Raw genomic sequence first — 18,072 nt, forward strand, 5'->3', positions numbered from 1 at the left:
GTTGCGCCCTCTACAACAGCGGAGGGCGTCAAACCCTCCATGCCGGGTTCTCGCATTGGCTTATGTGGAGTAGTTATGCCCTATCTACTTGAAATGAAAAACATTACCAAGACCTTCGGCGCAGTGAAGGCAGTTGATAACGTCAGCCTCAGGCTTAATGCCGGGGAAATCGTTTCATTGTGCGGTGAAAATGGTTCGGGTAAATCAACGTTAATGAAAGTGCTGTGCGGTATTTACCCTCATGGCTCTTATGAAGGTGAAATTCTGTTTGCGGGAGAAACACTGCAAGCCAGTCATATTCGTGATACCGAACGTAAGGGCATTGCTATTATTCACCAGGAGTTAGCGCTGGTTAAACACTTAACCGTGCTGGAAAATATCTTCCTGGGCAGCGAAATCACCCGTAACGGCATTCTTGATTACGACATGATGACGCTACGCTGCCAGAAGCTGTTAGACCAAGTCAGCTTGTCTATCTCACCGGATACCCGCGTGGGCGACCTGGGCCTGGGGCAACAACAGCTGGTAGAAATTGCCAAAGCGCTTAATAAACAAGTTCGGCTGCTGATTCTTGATGAGCCGACGGCCTCCCTCACGGAACAAGAAACCACCGTGCTGCTGGAAATTATTCGCGATCTGCAACAGCATGATATTGCGTGTATTTATATCTCACACAAGCTCAATGAAGTTAAAGCTATCTCGGACACAATCTGCGTGATCCGCGACGGCCAACATATTGGCACCCGCGCAGCCGCCGGAATGGAAGAAGACGATATCATCACCATGATGGTCGGTCGCGAGCTGACGGCGCTCTATCCTAATGAACCACATGCTACCGGGGAGGAGATTTTGCGCGTTGAGCGCCTTACCGCCTGGCATCCCGTCAACCGTCACATCAAACGCGTCAATGATGTCTCCTTTTCGCTGAAACGGGGCGAGATTCTCGGCATTGCAGGGCTGGTCGGCGCGGGCCGCACGGAGTTAGTGCAATGCCTGTTCGGCGTCTGGCCCGGGCGCTGGGAAGGAAAGGTCATGATCGATAATCAGGCCGTGGATATTCGTCATTGCCAGCAAGCGATCGCTCATGGCATTGCGATGGTGCCAGAAGACAGGAAACGCGACGGCATTGTGCCGGTTATGGCCGTCGGGAAAAATATCACGCTGGCGGCGCTCGATCGGTTCACCGGGAAGATAAGCCATCTTGACGATGCCGCAGAGCAAAAATGCATTCTGGAATCGCTGCAACGCCTGAAAGTGAAAACATCCTCGCCTGATTTAGCGATTGGGCGCCTTAGCGGCGGGAACCAACAAAAGGCCATACTGGCGCGCTGTCTCCTGCTGAACCCGCGCATTCTCATCCTCGATGAACCCACCCGAGGAATCGATATCGGCGCGAAATATGAAATCTACAAACTCATTAACCAGCTTGTTCAGCAAGGTATTGCTGTCATCGTCATCTCGTCGGAACTCCCCGAGGTTCTTGGATTAAGCGATCGCATCCTGGTGATGCACGAAGGAAAACTGAAAGCCAACCTGGTGAATCATAACCTGACTCAAGAACAGGTGATGGAAGCCGCATTGAGGAGCGAATATCATGTCGAAAAACAATCCGTCTGAAGTGAAACTCTCAGCCCCTCTGACGGGCGGTTTTCCTGGGTTAAAATCACTGAACCTACAGGTGTTCGTCATGATCGCGGCGATTATTGTGATCATGCTGTTCTTTACCTGGACCACGGAAGGCGCATATCTGAGCGCGCGCAACGTCTCCAACCTGCTTCGTCAGACGGCGATCACCGGTATTCTGGCCGTGGGGATGGTTTTCGTGATTATCTCTGCGGAAATCGACCTCTCCGTTGGCTCAATGATGGGGCTATTAGGCGGCGTCGCGGCAATCTGCGACGTCTGGCTGGGCTGGCCATTGCCGCTTACGATTGTTGTCACGCTGGCGCTGGGTTTACTGCTCGGCGCCTGGAACGGGTGGTGGGTCGCCTACCGGAAAGTCCCTTCGTTTATCGTCACCCTGGCCGGGATGCTGGCTTTCCGTGGCATTCTCATTGGCATCACGAATGGTACGACCGTCTCGCCCACCAGCTCGGCGATGTCGCAGATTGGTCAGAGCTACTTATCCAACGGTCTGGGCTTCACAATAGGCGCTATCAGCTTAATGGCATTTATCGGCTGGCAATGGCGCGGGCGTATGCGCCGGCAGACTCTGGCGCTTAGCACCCCGGCTTCTACTGCGGTAGTCGGTCGCCAGGCGCTAACCGCCGTCATTGTCCTGGGCGCAATCTGGCTGCTGAACGATTATCGCGGCGTTCCAACGCCCGTACTGCTGCTGGTATTCCTGCTGCTTGGCGGTATGTTTATGGCGACGCGAACGGCGTTTGGCCGGAGAATTTATGCGATTGGCGGCAATCTGGAAGCCGCTCGTCTCTCCGGCATTAACGTTGAGCGAACCAAACTGGCGGTCTTCGCCATCAACGGCCTGATGGTGGCGATTGCAGGGCTGATACTCAGTTCGCGCCTCGGCGCCGGATCGCCTTCCGCCGGGAACATTGCCGAGCTGGACGCGATTGCCGCCTGCGTGATCGGCGGAACCAGCCTGGCGGGTGGCGTGGGTAGCGTCGCGGGCGCCGTCATGGGGGCGTTTATTATGGCCTCTCTTGATAACGGAATGAGTATGATGGACGTGCCCACATTCTGGCAGTACATCGTGAAAGGTGCGATCTTGTTACTGGCAGTATGGATGGACTCAGCAACTAAACGTCGTTCCTGAATTCCAGAAAAGGGGTCATGCTCAATGCCGGTCAACACGTACCGGCATTGTCCTTTATGACTGATTCAGCAGGGAAAGAACTATGTTTGAGAAACGCCACCGTATCACACTGTTATTTAATGCAAATAAAGCCTACGACCGTCAGGTAGTGGAAGGCGTGGGTGAATATTTACAGGCATCGCAATCGGAATGGGATATCTTCATTGAAGAAGACTTCCGCGCGCGAATTGATAACATCAAAGAGTGGTTGGGCGATGGCGTCATTGCCGACTACGATGACGATGACATTGCTCAGGCGCTTGCCGATGTGGATGTGCCCATTATCGGCGTCGGCGGTTCTTACCACCTTGCTGCACACTATCCATCCGTCCATTATATCGCCACCAATAACTACGCACTGGTGGAAAGCGCCTTTCTGCACCTGAAAGAAAAAGGGATCAATCGCTTCGCCTTTTATGGCCTGCCCGCCTCCAGCGGCAAGCGCTGGGCGGCTGAGCGTGAATACGCGTTTTGCCAACTGGTTGCACAAGAAAAATACCGTGGCGTGGTCTATCAGGGGCTGGAAACCGCACCGGAAAACTGGCAGCACGCGCAAAACCGGCTGGCGGACTGGCTGCAAACCCTGCCGCCGCAAACCGGGATTATCGCCGTTACCGACGCCCGGGCGAGACATGTGCTGCAAGTTTGCGAGCATCTGCATATCCCGGTTCCCGAAAAGCTGTGCGTCATCGGTATTGATAACGAAGAACTGACCCGTTATCTGTCGCGGGTCGCGCTGTCATCGGTCGCTCAGGGAGCCAGGCAGATGGGCTATCAGGCGGCAAAACTGCTACACCGCCTGCTGGATAAGGAAGTGCTGCCGCTACAACGTATTCTGGTTCCGCCTGTGCGCGTCGTTGAGCGTCGCTCGACGGACTACCGCTCATTGACCGACCCGGCCGTCATACAGGCGATGCATTTCATCCGTAACCATGCCTGCAAAGGTATTAAAGTCGATCAGGTGCTGGACGCAGTCGGTATCTCCCGCTCAAACCTGGAGAAACGGTTTAAAGAAGACGTCGGGGAGACCATTCACGCCGTTATTCATGCTGAAAAACTGGAAAAAGCGCGCAGCCTGTTAATTTCAACCACGCTGCCGATTAACGAAATATCACAGATGTGCGGCTACCCATCCCTGCAATATTTCTATTCTGTTTTCAAAAAGGAGTATGACACGACGCCAAAAGAGTACCGCGATCGGTACAGTGAGGTGTTGTTGTAGCGGTGGCAGGTGGTCGTTTGTAGGCCCGGTAAGCGAAGCGCCACCGGGCGTTTGTGCCGGATGGCGGCGCAAGCGCCTTATCCGGCCTACAAAATCGGGTCATTACATATGCGCGGCGATTAAACGCTGGTTATCCTGATACATCGCGAACAGATAGTTGTTGTAGCTCTGCCCTTTCGTCGAATAACCCTTCAGCTTATGGATCATTGCGCTTGCGGTAACTTCCTGATCCGCCTTACGCAACTGGGCGCGAGACTTACGGAAAGACGAGTAAGCAGGATGCGTGTTCAGGTTAATCACGTACGCGTTAACCGACTCTTTAACCGAACCGAACTGCGAGTAACCTTTCACTTTACCCGGCGCATTGGTACAACGCCCTTTTCCGCATTTCATGCCGAACAGGTTATTGTTGTTGCGCGCCAGTTTAGAGGTTCCCCAGCCGCTTTCCGCCGCCGCCATCGTCGCCACCATACTGGTCGGGATGATGTCTACGCGTTCCAGCAAGGTATTCCACGGAATGTTACGCGTGTTGCCAGACCACTTTACCTTGTAGCGCGCCGCGATATCTTTCATACGCGTACGCTCAGAAGGCGACCAGCGGTTCTGGTACTGTTTTGAAATCAGCCAGTTACGATCCGCAGTAATCGCAGCATTTTGACTGGTGATAAAAGGCATAACCGTCCGGAGAAACGCTTTTTTCCTTGGTGTTCCGGAAGGGTATTTTCGCAAATCAGGAAGTGAACTACTCTTTGCACTATTGCGAGAATACTCTTGTTTACTGCTTACCTGTTTATGACCTGTCTTGGTTACGTGGGACTTTTGACTCGTTGTTGTCGTGTGCGCCTTCGCCAGCACCTCACCCGAAAATACTACGGTGAGTAACATAAGAATCATTGCCCCATATCGTCGTATGGGCGTCAATATCATTAGGTCTCCTGGTCGGATTTATACATTCCAACGCCTTATATTTTTCAAAAAAATGAGAGATGAATCTCAAATCATATCAAAAATAACCGTCAAGAGCACCCCAAGGAATAGTCCAATTCCGAAACCCTGTCACGCAATAATGGCGAAGAACGCTATTAATACGAAGAAAATGTGGTGGTTATCGCAAAACATGGCTATTTTCTGCGCACGATCGCTCACCCTCGCGCCTCAGCCTGGCGGAATACGCCAGAGGGATGAGTTATCCGCTATCTTTCAACGGCATACTGGCTAAAATCGCAGCAATAAGGAAAGCGTAATGAAACTTACCGCTTTTGCGCTGGCGCTTATGCCCGGCATCGTATTCGCCTCATCATGGACATCTCAGGGATTCCCGCCCTTTACGGCGGAAGGTACGGGTAAGTTTGTCAGCCATGCCGCGTTGACGAAAGGTACGCGCCCTTTGACGCTGCATATTGACCAACAGTGCTGGCAACCTGCTGATGCCATAAAACTCAATCAGATGCTGTCGCTCAAACCGTGTGAAGGCACGCCGCCGCAGTGGCGACTGTTTAAAGACGGCGACTACTCGCTGGAGATTGATACCCGCTCCGGTACGCCAACGCTGACGCTGTCGATAAAAAGCACCGCCGATCCCGTCGCCAGCACGGTGCGCCAGTGCCCGACGTGGAACGGCTCGCCGCTGACCCTGGAGGTGAGTCACACCTTCCCGGAAGGCGCGGTCGTGCGCGATTACTACAGCCAGCAAACCGCTACCGTTAAGAACGGTCAGATTACGTTACAACCCGGCGCGACCAGCAACGGGCTTTTGTTGCTTGAACGCGCGGAAACCAACGCGCCCGCCGCATTCAACTGGCATAACGCGACGGTCTACTTTGTGCTGACAGACCGTTTCCAGAACGGCGATCCGACGAATGACCAAAGCTATGGCCGCCACAAAGACGGCATGGAGGAGATTGGCACCTTTCATGGCGGCGACTTACGCGGGCTGGCAGACAAGCTGGACTATCTGCAACACCTGGGGGTGAATGCCCTGTGGATCAGCGCGCCGTTCGAGCAAATCCACGGCTGGGTCGGCGGCGGTACGAAAGGGGATTTCCCGCATTATGCCTACCACGGCTATTACACCCAGGACTGGACCACGCTGGACGCCAATATGGGCAGCGAGGACGACCTTCGCGCGTTAGTCGATGGCGCACACCAGCGCGGCATCCGTATTCTGTTTGATGTGGTGATGAACCACACGGGCTACGCCACGCTGGCGGACATGCAGACATTCCGGTTTGGCGCGCTGTATCTGCAAGGCGATGAGCTGAAAAAGACGCTGGGCGAACACTGGACTGACTGGAAGCCCGCCGCCGGGCAAAGCTGGCACAGCTTTAATGACTACATCAACTTCAGCGACAAAGCGGCATGGGAAGCATGGTGGGGGAAAGAATGGATTCGCACGGATATTGGCGATTATGACAATCCAGGCTTTGACGATTTGACCATGTCGCTGGCCTTCCTGCCCGATATTAAAACGGAATCCACAACCCCTTCCGGCCTGCCGGTGTTCTATAAAAACAAACCGGATACCCGCGCAAAAGCCATTGAGGGCTACACGCCGCGGGATTATCTGACCCACTGGCTCAGTCAGTGGGTGCGTGATTACGGCATCGACGGGTTCCGCGTAGATACCGCCAAACACGTCGAACTTCCTGCCTGGCAGCAGTTGAAAACCCAGGCCAGCGCGGCGTTGACCGAGTGGAAACAGGCCAACCCGGAAAAGACGCAGGACGACGCGCCTTTCTGGATGACCGGTGAAGCCTGGGGCCACGGTGTCATGCAGAGTGATTATTACCGCCACGGCTTTGATGCGATGATCAACTTTGATTACCAGGAGCAGGCGGCAAAAGCGGTCGATTGTCTGGCGGATATGGACGCCACCTGGCAGCAAATGGTAGAGAAATTACAGGATTTCAACGTGCTGAGTTATCTCTCCTCGCACGACACGCGCCTCTTTCGGGAAGGCGGCGATAAGGCCGCAGAGCTTCTGCTGCTGGCGCCCGGCGCCGTACAGATCTTTTATGGCGACGAATCCGCACGCCCCTTTGGCCCGACGGGTTCCGATCCGCTGCAAGGCACCCGTTCTGACATGAACTGGCAGGATATCAACGGTAAATCCGCCGCCACCGTCGCCCACTGGCAGCGAATCAGCCAGTTCCGCGCCAGACACCCCGCCATCGGCGCCGGCAAGCAAACCACGCTCTCACTGAAGCAGGGGTACGGTTTTGTGCGCGAGCACGACGACGATAAGGTCATGGTCGTCTGGGCGGGTCGCCCTTAATCCTGCCTGACGTCCGGCGTGCCTATCCGCCGGACGTCTCATCAAAACAAAACACCAGCCAGATAAAAATCTTCAGCATAAAGCATCACCCACGGCGTTAACGCCTGATTTGCACCCTGTCATAGGTAGCGCTATGGTTAGCCACTTTGATAATGAGTTCGACAGACCACCTGCTATGACATTCTCACTTTTTGGCGACAAATTTACCCGCCATTCAGGCATTACCCGCCTGATGGAAGACCTCAATGACGGCTTACGCACGCCCGGCGCAATCATGCTCGGCGGGGGTAATCCAGCGCAAATCCCGGAAATGCAGAATTACTTCCATTCGCTACTGGGCGAAATGCTGGAAAACGGCAAAGCCACTGATGCGCTTTGTAATTATGACGGTCCGCAGGGAAAAACGGAGCTACTGACAGCGCTCGCGTCGCTGCTGCGTGAGAATCTGGGTTGGGATATCGAACCACAGAATATTGCACTAACAAACGGCAGTCAGAGCGCGTTTTTCTACTTGTTTAATCTCTTCGCCGGACGCCGCGCCGACGGGACGACTAAAAAAGTGCTGTTCCCGCTGGCACCGGAATACATTGGTTATGCCGATTCCGGGCTGGAAGAGGATCTTTTCGTTTCCGCTCGCCCGAATATCGAGCTATTGCCGGAAGGTCAGTTCAAATACCACGTTGATTTTGAACATCTGCGCATCGGGGAAGAGACCGGCATGATCTGCGTGTCGCGCCCGACTAACCCAACAGGCAATGTGATTACCGACGAAGAGCTGATGAAGCTGGATACCCTTGCCAATCAGCACGGCATCCCGCTGGTGATCGATAACGCCTACGGCGTTCCCTTCCCGGGCATTATTTTCAGCGAAGCGCGCCCGCTGTGGAATCCGAATATCATCCTGTGCATGAGCCTCTCCAAACTGGGGCTGCCCGGCAGCCGCTGCGGCATCATTATCGCCAATGAAAAAATCATCACCGCCATCACCAATATGAACGGCATTATCAGCCTGTCGCCTGGCGGTATTGGCCCGGCAATGATGTGCGAAATGATCAAGCGTAACGACCTGCTGCGCCTGTCGGAAACGGTAATAAAACCGTTCTACTACCAGCGCGTACTGGAAACAATCGCGACCATTCGCCGGTATTTACCGGAAAATCGCTGCCTGATCCATAAACCGGAAGGCGCTATTTTCCTCTGGCTGTGGTTCAAAGATTTGCCGATTTCAACTGAATTGCTGTACCAGCGTCTGAAAGCGCGCGGCGTATTGATGGTTCCCGGCGACTACTTCTTCCCGGGGCTGGACAAACCCTGGCCGCATACGCACCAGTGCATGCGGATGAACTACGTTCCCGATCCGCAAAAAATTGAGGCAGGGGTGAAAATTCTTGCTGAAGAGGTTGAGCGCGCCTGGCGCGAAGGCTGACAGCCCCCCCCGGTCATCGCCTGACCGGGGTGACAATCAGACGGGTTGCGCGTGCAGTCGTTGTCGCTGCACGTTTTCCACATCAAGGCACTGCAATGCGTCAGTCGGGCAGGCCTCCACGCATGCCGGGCCCGTTTCACGGTGCCAGCAGAGATCGCATTTAATCGCCTGTACGCGTGAGGTTCGCGACACAACGTTCATCGCGCCGAACGGGCACGCCAGCATACAGCTTTTACACCCGATACAGCGCGCTTGTTCCACGAAGATGTGCCCATGATCGCGACGAATAGCCTGCGTTGGGCACACGTTCGCGCAGGGGGCATCTTCACACTGGCGACATGCCGCCGCCGTGGTAAACGCATCGTCTTTAATGACCCGGATGCGGGAGACAAATTCCCCGGACGACACCGCCGCACAGTCCTGGTTCTCCTGATGCGCCACTACGCAGGCAACCTCACAAGTACGACAGCCGATACATTTCGCCGCATCCGCCATGATAAATCGGTTCATTGCCCTCTCCACCTGCGTAAAACCCCAGAGTGCCAGAGAGGGCGCGATCGCTGCTTTGATCCGACGAGGGAAACGATTAAATTTTGTCAGATGCCCATCATCTTCCGGGCGCCTGCCTTAATCGCGCACGGTAAAACCCAACTCATTCGAGATCGCCTGCGCGGTGTCACGCAGGGGTTTGAGCAGATTTTTCTCGCCAATTTGCTTAAGCCGGGACGTCGAAAGCGAAATAGAGATGGCGTATGGCACCCGATGGTGAATATCAAACACCGGCACGGCAATGCAGGAAACGCCCAGCTCATTCTCTTCGCGATCCATCGCCATACCGCTTTCACGAATTTGCGCCAGCTCGTCATACATCGCCGGCAACCCGGTAATGGTGTTACGGGTCAGCGGCTGGATCTGATCCTTGTGGCTTTCCCAATAGGTTTCCACATAGTCAGGATGGCCGAACGCCATGTAAATCTTCCCCATCGCAGAGCAATACAGCGGCATATGCTGACCGATATAGGCGCGGGTACGCAGCATGCCAGTGGTCGGCTCCAGCTTATAGATCAGGATGGCATGATCGTCTTCACGGCTGGAGAAGTTGACGGTCTCGCCAGTGGCAATATTCAGCGTCTCAAGATGCGGCGCAGCCACATGAATGATATTTAGCGATGACAGGGCTTTCTGCCCGACAGCGATAAATTTAGTGGTCAGACGATAGCTTCCGGCGGCAGGCGCGGGGGTGACATACCCGCAGGACTGCAACCCCTGTAGCAGTCGATGCACGGTACTTTTGTTCAGCCCTGCCAGTTCAGACAAGTGCGCCAGCGGGCATCCGTTCGGGTAGTTACTGAGGATCTCAATCAGCATCAAACCACGGAACAGGCTCTGACTACCGGCTGGCCTCTCTTTTTCTTGCGTCATTTCGCTCTCTTTTATGTCCATCGCTTCCGCTCCCCTTTTCGTCGCGCTCTGATGGTAGCGCAAAGTGTGTTTCAGTTCACGATCTGAACCGAAAAAACACAACTATTTGATTTTGATGATTTTAAAAAATAGACCACCCCGTTGATCTGTCAAAATTTGATCGCTATATTTGAAATCAGATTTCGCATAGTGAAATTTAAAGATAAAAAAGCGGTCAAAAATAAACGGGAGAAGCAGGAATGAAAGTAACTTTTGAGCAGTTAAAAGAGGCGTTCAATCGGGTGCTGCTGGCGCGCGGCGTTGCGGCGGAAACGGCTGACGCCTGTGCAGAGATGTTTGCCCGTACTACAGAATCCGGCGTCTATTCGCATGGCGTGAATCGCTTTCCCCGTTTCATTCAGCAACTGGATAATGGCGACATCATTCCTGATGCCAAACCGCAGCGCATCACCAGCCTTGGCGCCATCGAGCAGTGGGATGCTCAGCGAGCCATTGGCAATCTGACGGCGAAAAAAATGATGGATCGCGCCATTGAACTGGCTTCCGACCACGGCATCGGCCTGGTGGCGTTACGCAATGCCAACCACTGGATGCGCGGCGGCAGCTACGGCTGGCAGGCGGCGGAAAAAGGCTACATCGGCATCTGCTGGACCAACTCTATCGCCGTGATGCCGCCGTGGGGGTCAAAAGAGTGCCGCATTGGCACAAACCCGCTGATCGTCGCCATCCCTTCATCGCCAATCACCATGATCGATATGTCGATGTCGATGTTCTCCTACGGCATGTTAGAGGTAAACCGGCTGGCGGGACGTGAGCTGCCGGTAGACGGCGGGTTCGACGATGAAGGCAATTTGACCAAAGAACCTGGCGTGATCGAAAAAAATCGCCGCATTTTGCCGATGGGCTACTGGAAAGGGTCAGGTCTGTCGATTGTGCTGGATATGATCGCCACCCTGCTTTCCGACGGCGCTTCCGTTGCCGAAGTTACCCAGGAAAACAGCGACGAATACGGCGTTTCGCAGATCTTCATCGCTATTGAGGTCGATAAGCTGATTGATGGCGCCACGCGCGATGCCAAACTCCAGCGCATTATGGATTTCGTCACTACCGCTGAGCGCGCCGATGAGAACGTGGCAATCCGTCTGCCAGGCCACGAATTTACCCGGCTGCGGGATGAGAATCGCCGCAACGGCATCACCGTCGATGACAGCGTATGGGCCAAAATCCAGGCGCTGTAAGGAGACATAGCATGATATTTGGACATATCGCACAGCCCAATCCGTGTCGTCTGCCAGACGCGATTGAAAAGGCGCTCGATTTCTTACGTACCACCGACTTTCGCACGCTGAACCCTGGGGTGGTGGAAATCGACGGCAAAAATATTTTTGCCCAGATAATTGATTTAACCACCCGCTCTGCGGCTGAAAACCGTCCAGAAGTTCATCGCCGTTATCTGGATATTCAGTTTCTCGCCTGGGGTGAAGAAAAAATAGGGGTTGCCATCGACACCGGTAATAACCAAATCAGCGAATCGTTATTAGAACAGCGCGATATTATTTTCTATCACGACAGTGAACATGAATCTTTCTTTGAAATGGTTCCGGGAAGCTACGCTATTTTTTTCCCGCAGGATGTTCATCGCCCTGGCTGCAATAAAACGGTCGCGACACCCATACGGAAAATCGTCGTTAAAGTGGCAATATCCGCTTTATAAAACGTTATCTTTGGAGCACAACATGAAAACGAACAATACCGGTTATATTATCGGTGCGTATCCCTGTGCACCCTCATTTCACCAAAAGAGTGAAGAGGAAGAGAAGGAATTCTGGCGGCAACTCTCCGATACTCCTGATATTCGTGGGCTGGAGCAACCCTGCCTTGAACATCTTCACCCACTCGGCGACGCGTGGTTATTGCGCCATACGCCAGGCAACTGGCAAATCGTCGTGACGGCGATTATGGAAACCATGCGCCGTCGCGGTGAAAACCGCGGCTTTGGGCTGGCCTCCAGCAATGAAGATCAGCGTCAGGCCTGTGTGGCGTACTATCGCCACCTTTACCAGAAGATCACGACAATCAACGCGGCAAGCGCCGGGAAAGTGATCGCGCTTGAGCTGCACGCCGCACCGCTGGCCGATAACCCAAACGTCGCGCAGGCAACGGACGCATTTGCCCGTTCAGTGAAAGAGATCGCTGGCTGGGACTGGCCGTGCGACCTGGTGCTGGAACACTGCGACGCGATGACCAGCGCCGCGCCGCGCAAAGGATTCCTGCCTCTGGACAACGTGCTGGAGGTGATTGCCGACTACGACATCAGCGTTTGCATTAACTGGGCGCGTTCCGCCATTGAAGGACGCAACACCACCCTGCCACTGACCCATACGCAGCAGGTGAAACAGGCTGGCAAACTCGGCGCGCTGATGTTCTCCGGTACAACGCAAAGCGGTGAATACGGCGAATGGCAGGATTTACATGCGCCTTTCGCGCCTTTCTGCCCTGACAGCATGATGACGCAAGAACATGCCCGTGAATTACTGACCTGCGCAGGAACAGACGTTCTGCAATTCATGGGCATTAAGTTACTGGAAATTAACGCTAATGCCGACGTCAGTCACCGCGTAGCGATATTACGCGACGGCATTACGGCATTAAATAACGCCAAATAATAAGACGTTGCCGGATGGCGGCGTTGGTCTGATAAGCAAAACGTCATCAGGCATTAAATAATTTACTTTTCATCGCCAGAATACTTACTTTACGAGAATACGAAGATGAATATGACCTCTCGCCCTACAGAAAAAGATATACCTCGTCAGCGTTGGCTGCGAATTATTCCGCCCATTCTGATTACCTGTATTATTTCTTATATGGACCGCGTGAATATTGCTTTCGCGATGCCTGGCGGAATGGATGCCGAATTAGGTATTTCCGCCACTATGGCCGGTCTGGCTGGCGGGATTTTCTTCATCGGCTATCTGTTCTTACAGGTTCCCGGCGGCAAAATCGCCGTTCACGGCAGCGGCAAGAAATTTATTGGCTGGTCGCTGGTTGCCTGGGCGGTTATTTCCGTCCTCACAGGCTTAATCACCAACCAGTATCAATTGCTTGCCCTGCGTTTCTTACTGGGTGTGGCGGAAGGCGGCATGCTGCCCGTCGTACTGACGATGATCAGCAACTGGTTCCCGGACGCTGAACGCGGTCGTGCGAACGCCATTGTGATTATGTTTGTGCCGATTGCCGGGATTATCACCGCCCCGCTCTCCGGCTGGATAATCACCGTACTCGACTGGCGCTGGCTGTTCATTATTGAAGGTCTGCTCTCTCTCGTCGTGCTGGTGCTGTGGGCGTACACCATTTATGACCGGCCGCAGGAAGCCCGCTGGATCTCCGGGGCGGAAAAAAACTATCTGGTGGAAACCCTCGCCGCAGAACAGAAAGCCATTGCCGGAAGCGAAGTCAAAAACGCCTCTCTCAGCGCGGTCCTTTCCGACAAAACCATGTGGCAACTTATCGCCCTGAACTTCTTCTATCAGACCGGGATTTACGGTTACACCCTCTGGCTGCCAACCATTCTCAAAGAGCTGACCCACAGCAGCATGGGGCAAGTCGGTATGCTCGCCATTTTGCCATACGTCGGCGCGATCGCCGGGATGTTCCTGTTCTCTTTCCTTTCCGACCGCACGGGTAAACGCAAACTGTTTGTCTGCCTGCCGCTGATTGGCTTCGCCCTGTGCATGTTCCTGTCGGTGGCGCTGAAAAACCAAATCTGGCTGGCCTATGCCGCGCTGGTCGGCTGCGGTTTCTTCCTGCAATCGGCGGCGGGCGTTTTCTGGACGATCCCGGCACGTCTGTTCAGCGCCGAGATGGCGGGCGGCGCACGCGGCGTTATCAACGCGCTTGGCAACCTCGGCGGCTTCTGCGGCCCCTACGCGGTTGGCGTACTGATCACGCTGTACAGCAAAGATGCGGGCGTCTATTGCCTGGCGATCTCCCTGGCGCTGGCCGCGCTGCTGGCGCTGTTGCTGCCCGCGAAATGCGATGCGGGTTCGACACCGGCAAAGACAATGAGTCCGCGTAAACACGCCGCGTAACACCATGCCCGGGGCGCAGCGCTTACCGGGCCTACAAAACCCGTAGGCCGGATAAGCGTGGCGCCATCCGGCAAAAATGAGACATGAAAGATGAGAGAGAAAGAGGCCTTCTGGCTGGGCATCGATTGTGGCGGTACTTATCTGAAAGCCGGTTTGTATGACGCCAAAGGTCATGAGCATGGGATCAACCGGCAGTCGTTACAGACGGCAACGCCACTGCCAGGTTACGCCGAACGCGACATGCACCAGCTCTGGCAACAGTGCGCAGCCACCATTGCCGGGCTTTTGCAGCGTACAGGCATCTCCGGCGAGCAAATTAAAGGCGTCGGTATCTCCGCTCAGGGTAAAGGACTGTTTCTGCTCGACAGGCAGGATCAGCCGCTGGGCAGCGCCATTCTCTCTTCCGACCGCCGGGCGCTGAAGATTGTCCAGCGCTGGCAGCAGGACGGCATTCCTGAACAGCTTTACCCCGTTACCCGTCAGACGCTGTGGACAGGGCATCCCGCCTCTCTGCTGCGCTGGATTAAAGAGAACGACCCTCAACGTTACGCACAAATTGGCTGCGTGATGATGGGGCATGACTATCTGCGCTGGCACTTAACCGGCATAAAAGGGTGCGAAGAGAGCAACATTTCTGAGTCCAACCTCTACAACATGAGCAGCGGGCAGTATGACCCGCGCCTGACCCAATGGTTGGGCATCAGTGAAATCGACGATGCGCTGCCCCCCATTATGGAGTCAGCCGAAATATGCGGGGAGATCACTGCTCAGGCAGCCGCCATCACCGGTCTGAAGGCGGGCACGCCCGTCGTCGGCGGTCTGTTTGACGTGGTTTCCACCGCGCTCTGCGCCGGTATTGAAGATGAATTCACCCTCAACGCGGTGATGGGCACCTGGGCGGTGACCAGCGGGATCACCGAGGGGTTGCGCGACCACGAAGCGCACCCTTATGTCTATGGCCGCTACGTCAACGACGGGCAGTACATCGTTCACGAAGCCAGCCCTACCTCATCCGGCAATCTTGAATGGTTTACCGCCCAATGGGGCGAACTCTCTTTTGACGAGATCAACCAGGCCGTCGCCAGCCTGCCGAAAGCGAGCGGCGAACTCTTTTTCCTACCGTTTCTGTACGGCAGCAATGCCGGGCTGGAGATGACCTGCGGCTTTTACGGCATGCAGGCGCTGCATACCCGAGCGCATCTGCTACAGGCCATTTACGAAGGGGTGGTGTTCAGCCACATGACCCATCTCAACCGTATGCGCGAACGCTTTACTGAGGCTCACACCCTGCGCGTAACCGGCGGCCCGGCGCACTCCGACGTCTGGATGCAGATGCTGGCGGATGTCAGCGGCCTGCGCATCGAACTGCCGCAGGTTGAAGAGACCGGCTGCTTTGGCGCCGCGCTCGCCGCCCGCGTCGGCACCGGCGTATATCGCAGTTTCAGCGAGGCTCAGCACGCCTTACGGCACCCGGTACGCACGCTGATGCCCGACATGGCCGCGCACCGTCTTTATCAGCGCAAATACCGCCAATACCAGGATTTGATTCAGGCATTACAGGGCTACCACGCCCGCATTAAGGAGCACGCATTATGAGCCGACCATTACTGCAACTGGCGCTCGACCACACCAACCTTCAGGCGGCGCTTCGCGATGTCGCCCTGTTACAGGACCACGTCGATATCGTTGAGGCTGGCACCATCCTCTGTTTAACCGAGGGGCTGGGCGCGGTGAAAGCGCTGCGCGCCCAGTGCCCGGATAAAATCATCGTTGCCGACTGGAAGGTGGCCGATGCGGGTGAAACGCTCGCGCAGCAGGCTTTTGCCGCAGGCGCCAACTGGATGACGATTATCTGTGCGGCGCCGCTCGCCACGGTGGAAAAAGGCCATGCCGTCGCGCAATCCTGCGGCGGTGAAATTCAGATGGAGCTGTTCGGCAACTGGACGCTGGACGATGCCCGCGCCTGGTATCGCACCGGTGTACGCCAGGCGATTTACCACCGTGGGCGCGACGCGCAGGCCAGCGGACAGCAGTGGGGAGACGCGGATCTGGCGCGGATGAAGGCGCTTTCTGATATCGGTCTGGAGCTGTCGATTACCGGCGGCATTACGCCTGCCGATCTGCCGTTGTTTAAAGATATTCGCGTCAAAGCATTTATCGCCGGACGCGCGCTGGCAGGGGCGGCGCATCCGGCACAGGTTGCTGCCGGGTTCCACGCGCAAATTAACGCCATCTGGGGAGAGCAGCATGCGTAATCATCCGTTAGGTATCTATGAAAAAGCGCTGGCAAAAGACCTCAGTTGGCCGGAGCGCCTGGTGCTGGCGAAAAGCTGCGGCTTTGACTTTGTCGAAATGTCGGTGGATGAGACCGACGAACGCCTGTCGCGCCTGGACTGGAGCCCCACGCAGCGGGCGTCGCTGGTGACCGCCATGCTGGAAACCGGCGTGGCCATCCCGTCAATGTGCCTGTCCGCGCATCGTCGCTTTCCCTTCGGCAGTCGCGATGAAGCCGTACGCCAGCGGGCGCGCGACATCATGACCAAAGCGATTCACCTGGCGCGCGATCTGGGTATCCGCACCATTCAACTGGCGGGTTATGACGTCTATTACGAAGAACATGACGAAGGTACGCAACAACGCTTTGCCGAAGGGCTGGCGTGGGCGGTGGAGCAAGCCGCAGCGGCGCAGGTGATGCTGGCGGTGGAGATCATGGACACCGCCTTTATGAACTCCATCAGCAAATGGAAAAAATGGGACGCGCTGCTCGCCTCGCCGTGGTTTAGCGTTTACCCGGATGTCGGCAATCTCAGCGCCTGGGGCAACGACGTCGCCGCTGAGCTGAAGCTCGGTATTGACCGCATCGCCGCCATCCACCTGAAAGACACGCAGCCGGTGACCGAGAACAGCCCCGGTCAGTTCCGCGACGTGCCGTTCGGTGAAGGGTGCGTGGATTTTGTAGGCATCTTCAAAACGCTGCATGAGCTGAACTACCGTGGCGCGTTTTTGATTGAGATGTGGACGGAAAAGGCCAAAGAGCCGGTGCTGGAAATTATCCAGGCGCGGCGCTGGATAGAAGCGCGTATGCAGGAAGGAGGATTCACATGTTAGAGCAGTTAAAAGCCGAGGTGCTGGCAGCCAATCTGGCGCTTCCGGCACACCATCTGGTGACATTCACCTGGGGTAACGTCAGCGCCGTCGATGAAACGCGAAAACTGATGGTCATTAAACCTTCCGGCGTTGAATATGACGTCATGACCGCCGACGATATGGTGGTGGTGGAGATCGCCAGCGGCAAGGTCGTTGAAGGCAGCAAAAAGCCCTCGTCCGATACGCCGACGCATCTGGCGCTCTATCGTCGTTATCCGCAGATCGGCGGAATTGTGCATACCCATTCCCGCCATGCAACGATCTGGTCACAGGCGGGTCTTGACCTGCCCGCCTGGGGCACCACGCATGCCGACTATTTCTATGGCGCAATCCCCTGTACCCGGCTGATGACCGTGGAGGAAATTAAAGGGGAATACGAATACCAGACGGGCGAGGTAATCATCAAAACCTTTGAAGAACGCGGTCTGAACCCAATGCAGATCCCGGCGGTATTAGTCCATTCACACGGGCCATTCGCCTGGGGGAAAGACGCCGCTGACGCCGTGCATAACGCCGTGGTGCTTGAGGAGTGCGCCTATATGGGGCTGTTTTCCCGCCAGCTCACGCCACAGCTACCGGATATGCAGCCAGAATTGCTCGACAAACATTATCTGCGTAAACACGGCGCGAACGCCTATTACGGGCAGTAAGACAATAAAAAAATCCCTGGGCGTA

16 protein-coding genes are annotated in these 18,072 nt (G+C 55.4%); 13 read left to right on the top strand and 3 right to left on the bottom strand.

What is annotated here, in order from left to right; all coding sequences use genetic code 11:
• Positions 1-75: 75 nt before the first annotated feature.
• From OGX81_RS13765 to xylR, 3 genes are all read left to right on the top strand, one after another.
• Positions 76-1,617, top strand: a complete 1,542-nt coding sequence (locus OGX81_RS13765; RefSeq protein WP_012135704.1) for a xylose ABC transporter ATP-binding protein — start codon at positions 76-78, stop codon at positions 1,615-1,617.
• On the top strand, positions 1,595-2,776 hold the full coding sequence (gene xylH / locus OGX81_RS13770) for a xylose ABC transporter permease XylH (protein ID WP_104868040.1): 1,182 nt from the start codon (positions 1,595-1,597) through the stop codon (positions 2,774-2,776). Before OGX81_RS13765 ends, xylH begins: the two co-directional genes overlap by 23 nt.
• Positions 2,777-2,858: 82 nt before the next feature.
• On the top strand, positions 2,859-4,037 hold the full coding sequence (xylR, locus tag OGX81_RS13775) for a D-xylose utilization transcriptional activator XylR (protein WP_047460338.1): 1,179 nt from the start codon (positions 2,859-2,861) through the stop codon (positions 4,035-4,037).
• A gap of 102 nt (positions 4,038-4,139) precedes the next feature.
• Here the strand turns inward: xylR and OGX81_RS13780 are convergent, their stop codons facing one another.
• A complete protein-coding gene (locus OGX81_RS13780) occupies positions 4,140-4,964 on the bottom strand; it encodes a protein bax (RefSeq protein ID WP_024131053.1) in 825 nt (274 codons plus the stop codon).
• Between the two features lie 316 nt (positions 4,965-5,280).
• On the opposite strand from OGX81_RS13780, the gene malS reads away from it, so the two are divergent.
• Together malS and avtA are read left to right on the top strand one after the other, a co-directional pair.
• Positions 5,281-7,311, top strand: a complete 2,031-nt coding sequence (gene malS / locus OGX81_RS13785; protein ID WP_104868039.1) for an alpha-amylase — start codon at positions 5,281-5,283, stop codon at positions 7,309-7,311.
• Between the two features lie 175 nt (positions 7,312-7,486).
• Positions 7,487-8,737 carry a valine--pyruvate transaminase gene (gene avtA, locus OGX81_RS13790; protein WP_024131054.1) on the top strand — a complete coding sequence of 417 codons (1,251 nt, stop codon included), beginning with the start codon at positions 7,487-7,489 and terminating at the stop codon, positions 8,735-8,737.
• A gap of 36 nt (positions 8,738-8,773) precedes the next feature.
• Here the strand turns inward: avtA and OGX81_RS13795 are convergent, their stop codons facing one another.
• Together OGX81_RS13795 and yiaJ are read right to left on the bottom strand one after the other, a co-directional pair.
• A complete protein-coding gene (locus OGX81_RS13795; RefSeq protein WP_012135712.1) occupies positions 8,774-9,247 on the bottom strand; it encodes a 4Fe-4S dicluster domain-containing protein in 474 nt (157 codons plus the stop codon).
• A 117-nt stretch (positions 9,248-9,364) separates the two neighbouring features.
• Positions 9,365-10,180, bottom strand: a complete 816-nt coding sequence (gene yiaJ / locus OGX81_RS13800; RefSeq protein ID WP_104868038.1) for an IclR family transcriptional regulator YiaJ — start codon at positions 10,178-10,180, stop codon at positions 9,365-9,367.
• A gap of 218 nt (positions 10,181-10,398) precedes the next feature.
• Between yiaJ and yiaK the strand changes: the two genes are divergently transcribed.
• The 8 genes from yiaK to araD all read left to right on the top strand — a co-directional run bounded on the left by yiaK (position 10,399) and on the right by araD (position 18,047).
• Positions 10,399-11,397, top strand: a complete 999-nt coding sequence (gene yiaK, locus OGX81_RS13805) for a 3-dehydro-L-gulonate 2-dehydrogenase (RefSeq protein ID WP_104868037.1) — start codon at positions 10,399-10,401, stop codon at positions 11,395-11,397.
• Positions 11,398-11,408: 11 nt separating this feature from the next.
• A complete protein-coding gene (locus OGX81_RS13810; protein WP_104868036.1) occupies positions 11,409-11,873 on the top strand; it encodes a YhcH/YjgK/YiaL family protein in 465 nt (154 codons plus the stop codon).
• A 22-nt stretch (positions 11,874-11,895) separates the two neighbouring features.
• Positions 11,896-12,825: a DUF4862 family protein gene (locus tag OGX81_RS13815; RefSeq protein WP_104868035.1), complete on the top strand. Its 930-nt coding sequence runs from the start codon at positions 11,896-11,898 to the stop codon at positions 12,823-12,825.
• Positions 12,826-12,930: 105 nt separating this feature from the next.
• A complete protein-coding gene (locus OGX81_RS13820) occupies positions 12,931-14,250 on the top strand; it encodes an MFS transporter (protein WP_047460323.1) in 1,320 nt (439 codons plus the stop codon).
• A gap of 90 nt (positions 14,251-14,340) precedes the next feature.
• The gene (locus tag OGX81_RS13825) at positions 14,341-15,846 is read left to right on the top strand and encodes an FGGY-family carbohydrate kinase (RefSeq protein ID WP_104868034.1); all 1,506 of its coding nucleotides are present in this window, start codon (positions 14,341-14,343) and stop codon (positions 15,844-15,846) included.
• The gene (gene ulaD, locus OGX81_RS13830; RefSeq protein WP_047460316.1) at positions 15,843-16,505 is read left to right on the top strand and encodes a 3-keto-L-gulonate-6-phosphate decarboxylase UlaD; all 663 of its coding nucleotides are present in this window, start codon (positions 15,843-15,845) and stop codon (positions 16,503-16,505) included. The genes OGX81_RS13825 and ulaD overlap by 4 nt, the downstream gene beginning before the upstream one ends.
• Positions 16,498-17,358: an L-ribulose-5-phosphate 3-epimerase gene (locus tag OGX81_RS13835; RefSeq protein ID WP_012135721.1), complete on the top strand. Its 861-nt coding sequence runs from the start codon at positions 16,498-16,500 to the stop codon at positions 17,356-17,358. The genes ulaD and OGX81_RS13835 overlap by 8 nt, the downstream gene beginning before the upstream one ends.
• Entirely contained in the window at positions 17,352-18,047 is a 696-nt protein-coding gene (gene araD, locus OGX81_RS13840; protein WP_012135722.1) for an L-ribulose-5-phosphate 4-epimerase, read from the top strand. The genes OGX81_RS13835 and araD overlap by 7 nt, the downstream gene beginning before the upstream one ends.
• Positions 18,048-18,072 lie beyond the last annotated feature (25 nt).

This window comes from Citrobacter sp. CK206 (assembly GCF_030333125.1).
Lineage (GTDB): Bacteria > Pseudomonadota > Gammaproteobacteria > Enterobacterales > Enterobacteriaceae > Citrobacter_B > Citrobacter_B koseri.

Excerpts from the sequence above, each read along its gene's own strand:
- OGX81_RS13765 (WP_012135704.1), top strand. The coding sequence starts at position 76 with ATGCCCTATCTACTTGAAATGAAAAACATTACCAAGACCTTCGGCGCA.
- xylH (WP_104868040.1), top strand. The coding sequence starts at position 1,595 with ATGTCGAAAAACAATCCGTCTGAAGTGAAACTCTCAGCCCCTCTGACG.
- xylR (WP_047460338.1), top strand. The coding sequence starts at position 2,859 with ATGTTTGAGAAACGCCACCGTATCACACTGTTATTTAATGCAAATAAA.
- OGX81_RS13780 (WP_024131053.1), bottom strand. The coding sequence starts at position 4,964 with ATGATATTGACGCCCATACGACGATATGGGGCAATGATTCTTATGTTA.
- malS (WP_104868039.1), top strand. The coding sequence starts at position 5,281 with ATGAAACTTACCGCTTTTGCGCTGGCGCTTATGCCCGGCATCGTATTC.
- avtA (WP_024131054.1), top strand. The coding sequence starts at position 7,487 with ATGACATTCTCACTTTTTGGCGACAAATTTACCCGCCATTCAGGCATT.
- OGX81_RS13795 (WP_012135712.1), bottom strand. The coding sequence starts at position 9,247 with ATGAACCGATTTATCATGGCGGATGCGGCGAAATGTATCGGCTGTCGT.
- yiaJ (WP_104868038.1), bottom strand. The coding sequence starts at position 10,180 with ATGGACATAAAAGAGAGCGAAATGACGCAAGAAAAAGAGAGGCCAGCC.
- yiaK (WP_104868037.1), top strand. The coding sequence starts at position 10,399 with ATGAAAGTAACTTTTGAGCAGTTAAAAGAGGCGTTCAATCGGGTGCTG.
- OGX81_RS13810 (WP_104868036.1), top strand. The coding sequence starts at position 11,409 with ATGATATTTGGACATATCGCACAGCCCAATCCGTGTCGTCTGCCAGAC.
- OGX81_RS13815 (WP_104868035.1), top strand. The coding sequence starts at position 11,896 with ATGAAAACGAACAATACCGGTTATATTATCGGTGCGTATCCCTGTGCA.
- OGX81_RS13820 (WP_047460323.1), top strand. The coding sequence starts at position 12,931 with ATGAATATGACCTCTCGCCCTACAGAAAAAGATATACCTCGTCAGCGT.
- OGX81_RS13825 (WP_104868034.1), top strand. The coding sequence starts at position 14,341 with ATGAGAGAGAAAGAGGCCTTCTGGCTGGGCATCGATTGTGGCGGTACT.
- ulaD (WP_047460316.1), top strand. The coding sequence starts at position 15,843 with ATGAGCCGACCATTACTGCAACTGGCGCTCGACCACACCAACCTTCAG.
- OGX81_RS13835 (WP_012135721.1), top strand. The coding sequence starts at position 16,498 with ATGCGTAATCATCCGTTAGGTATCTATGAAAAAGCGCTGGCAAAAGAC.
- araD (WP_012135722.1), top strand. The coding sequence starts at position 17,352 with ATGTTAGAGCAGTTAAAAGCCGAGGTGCTGGCAGCCAATCTGGCGCTT.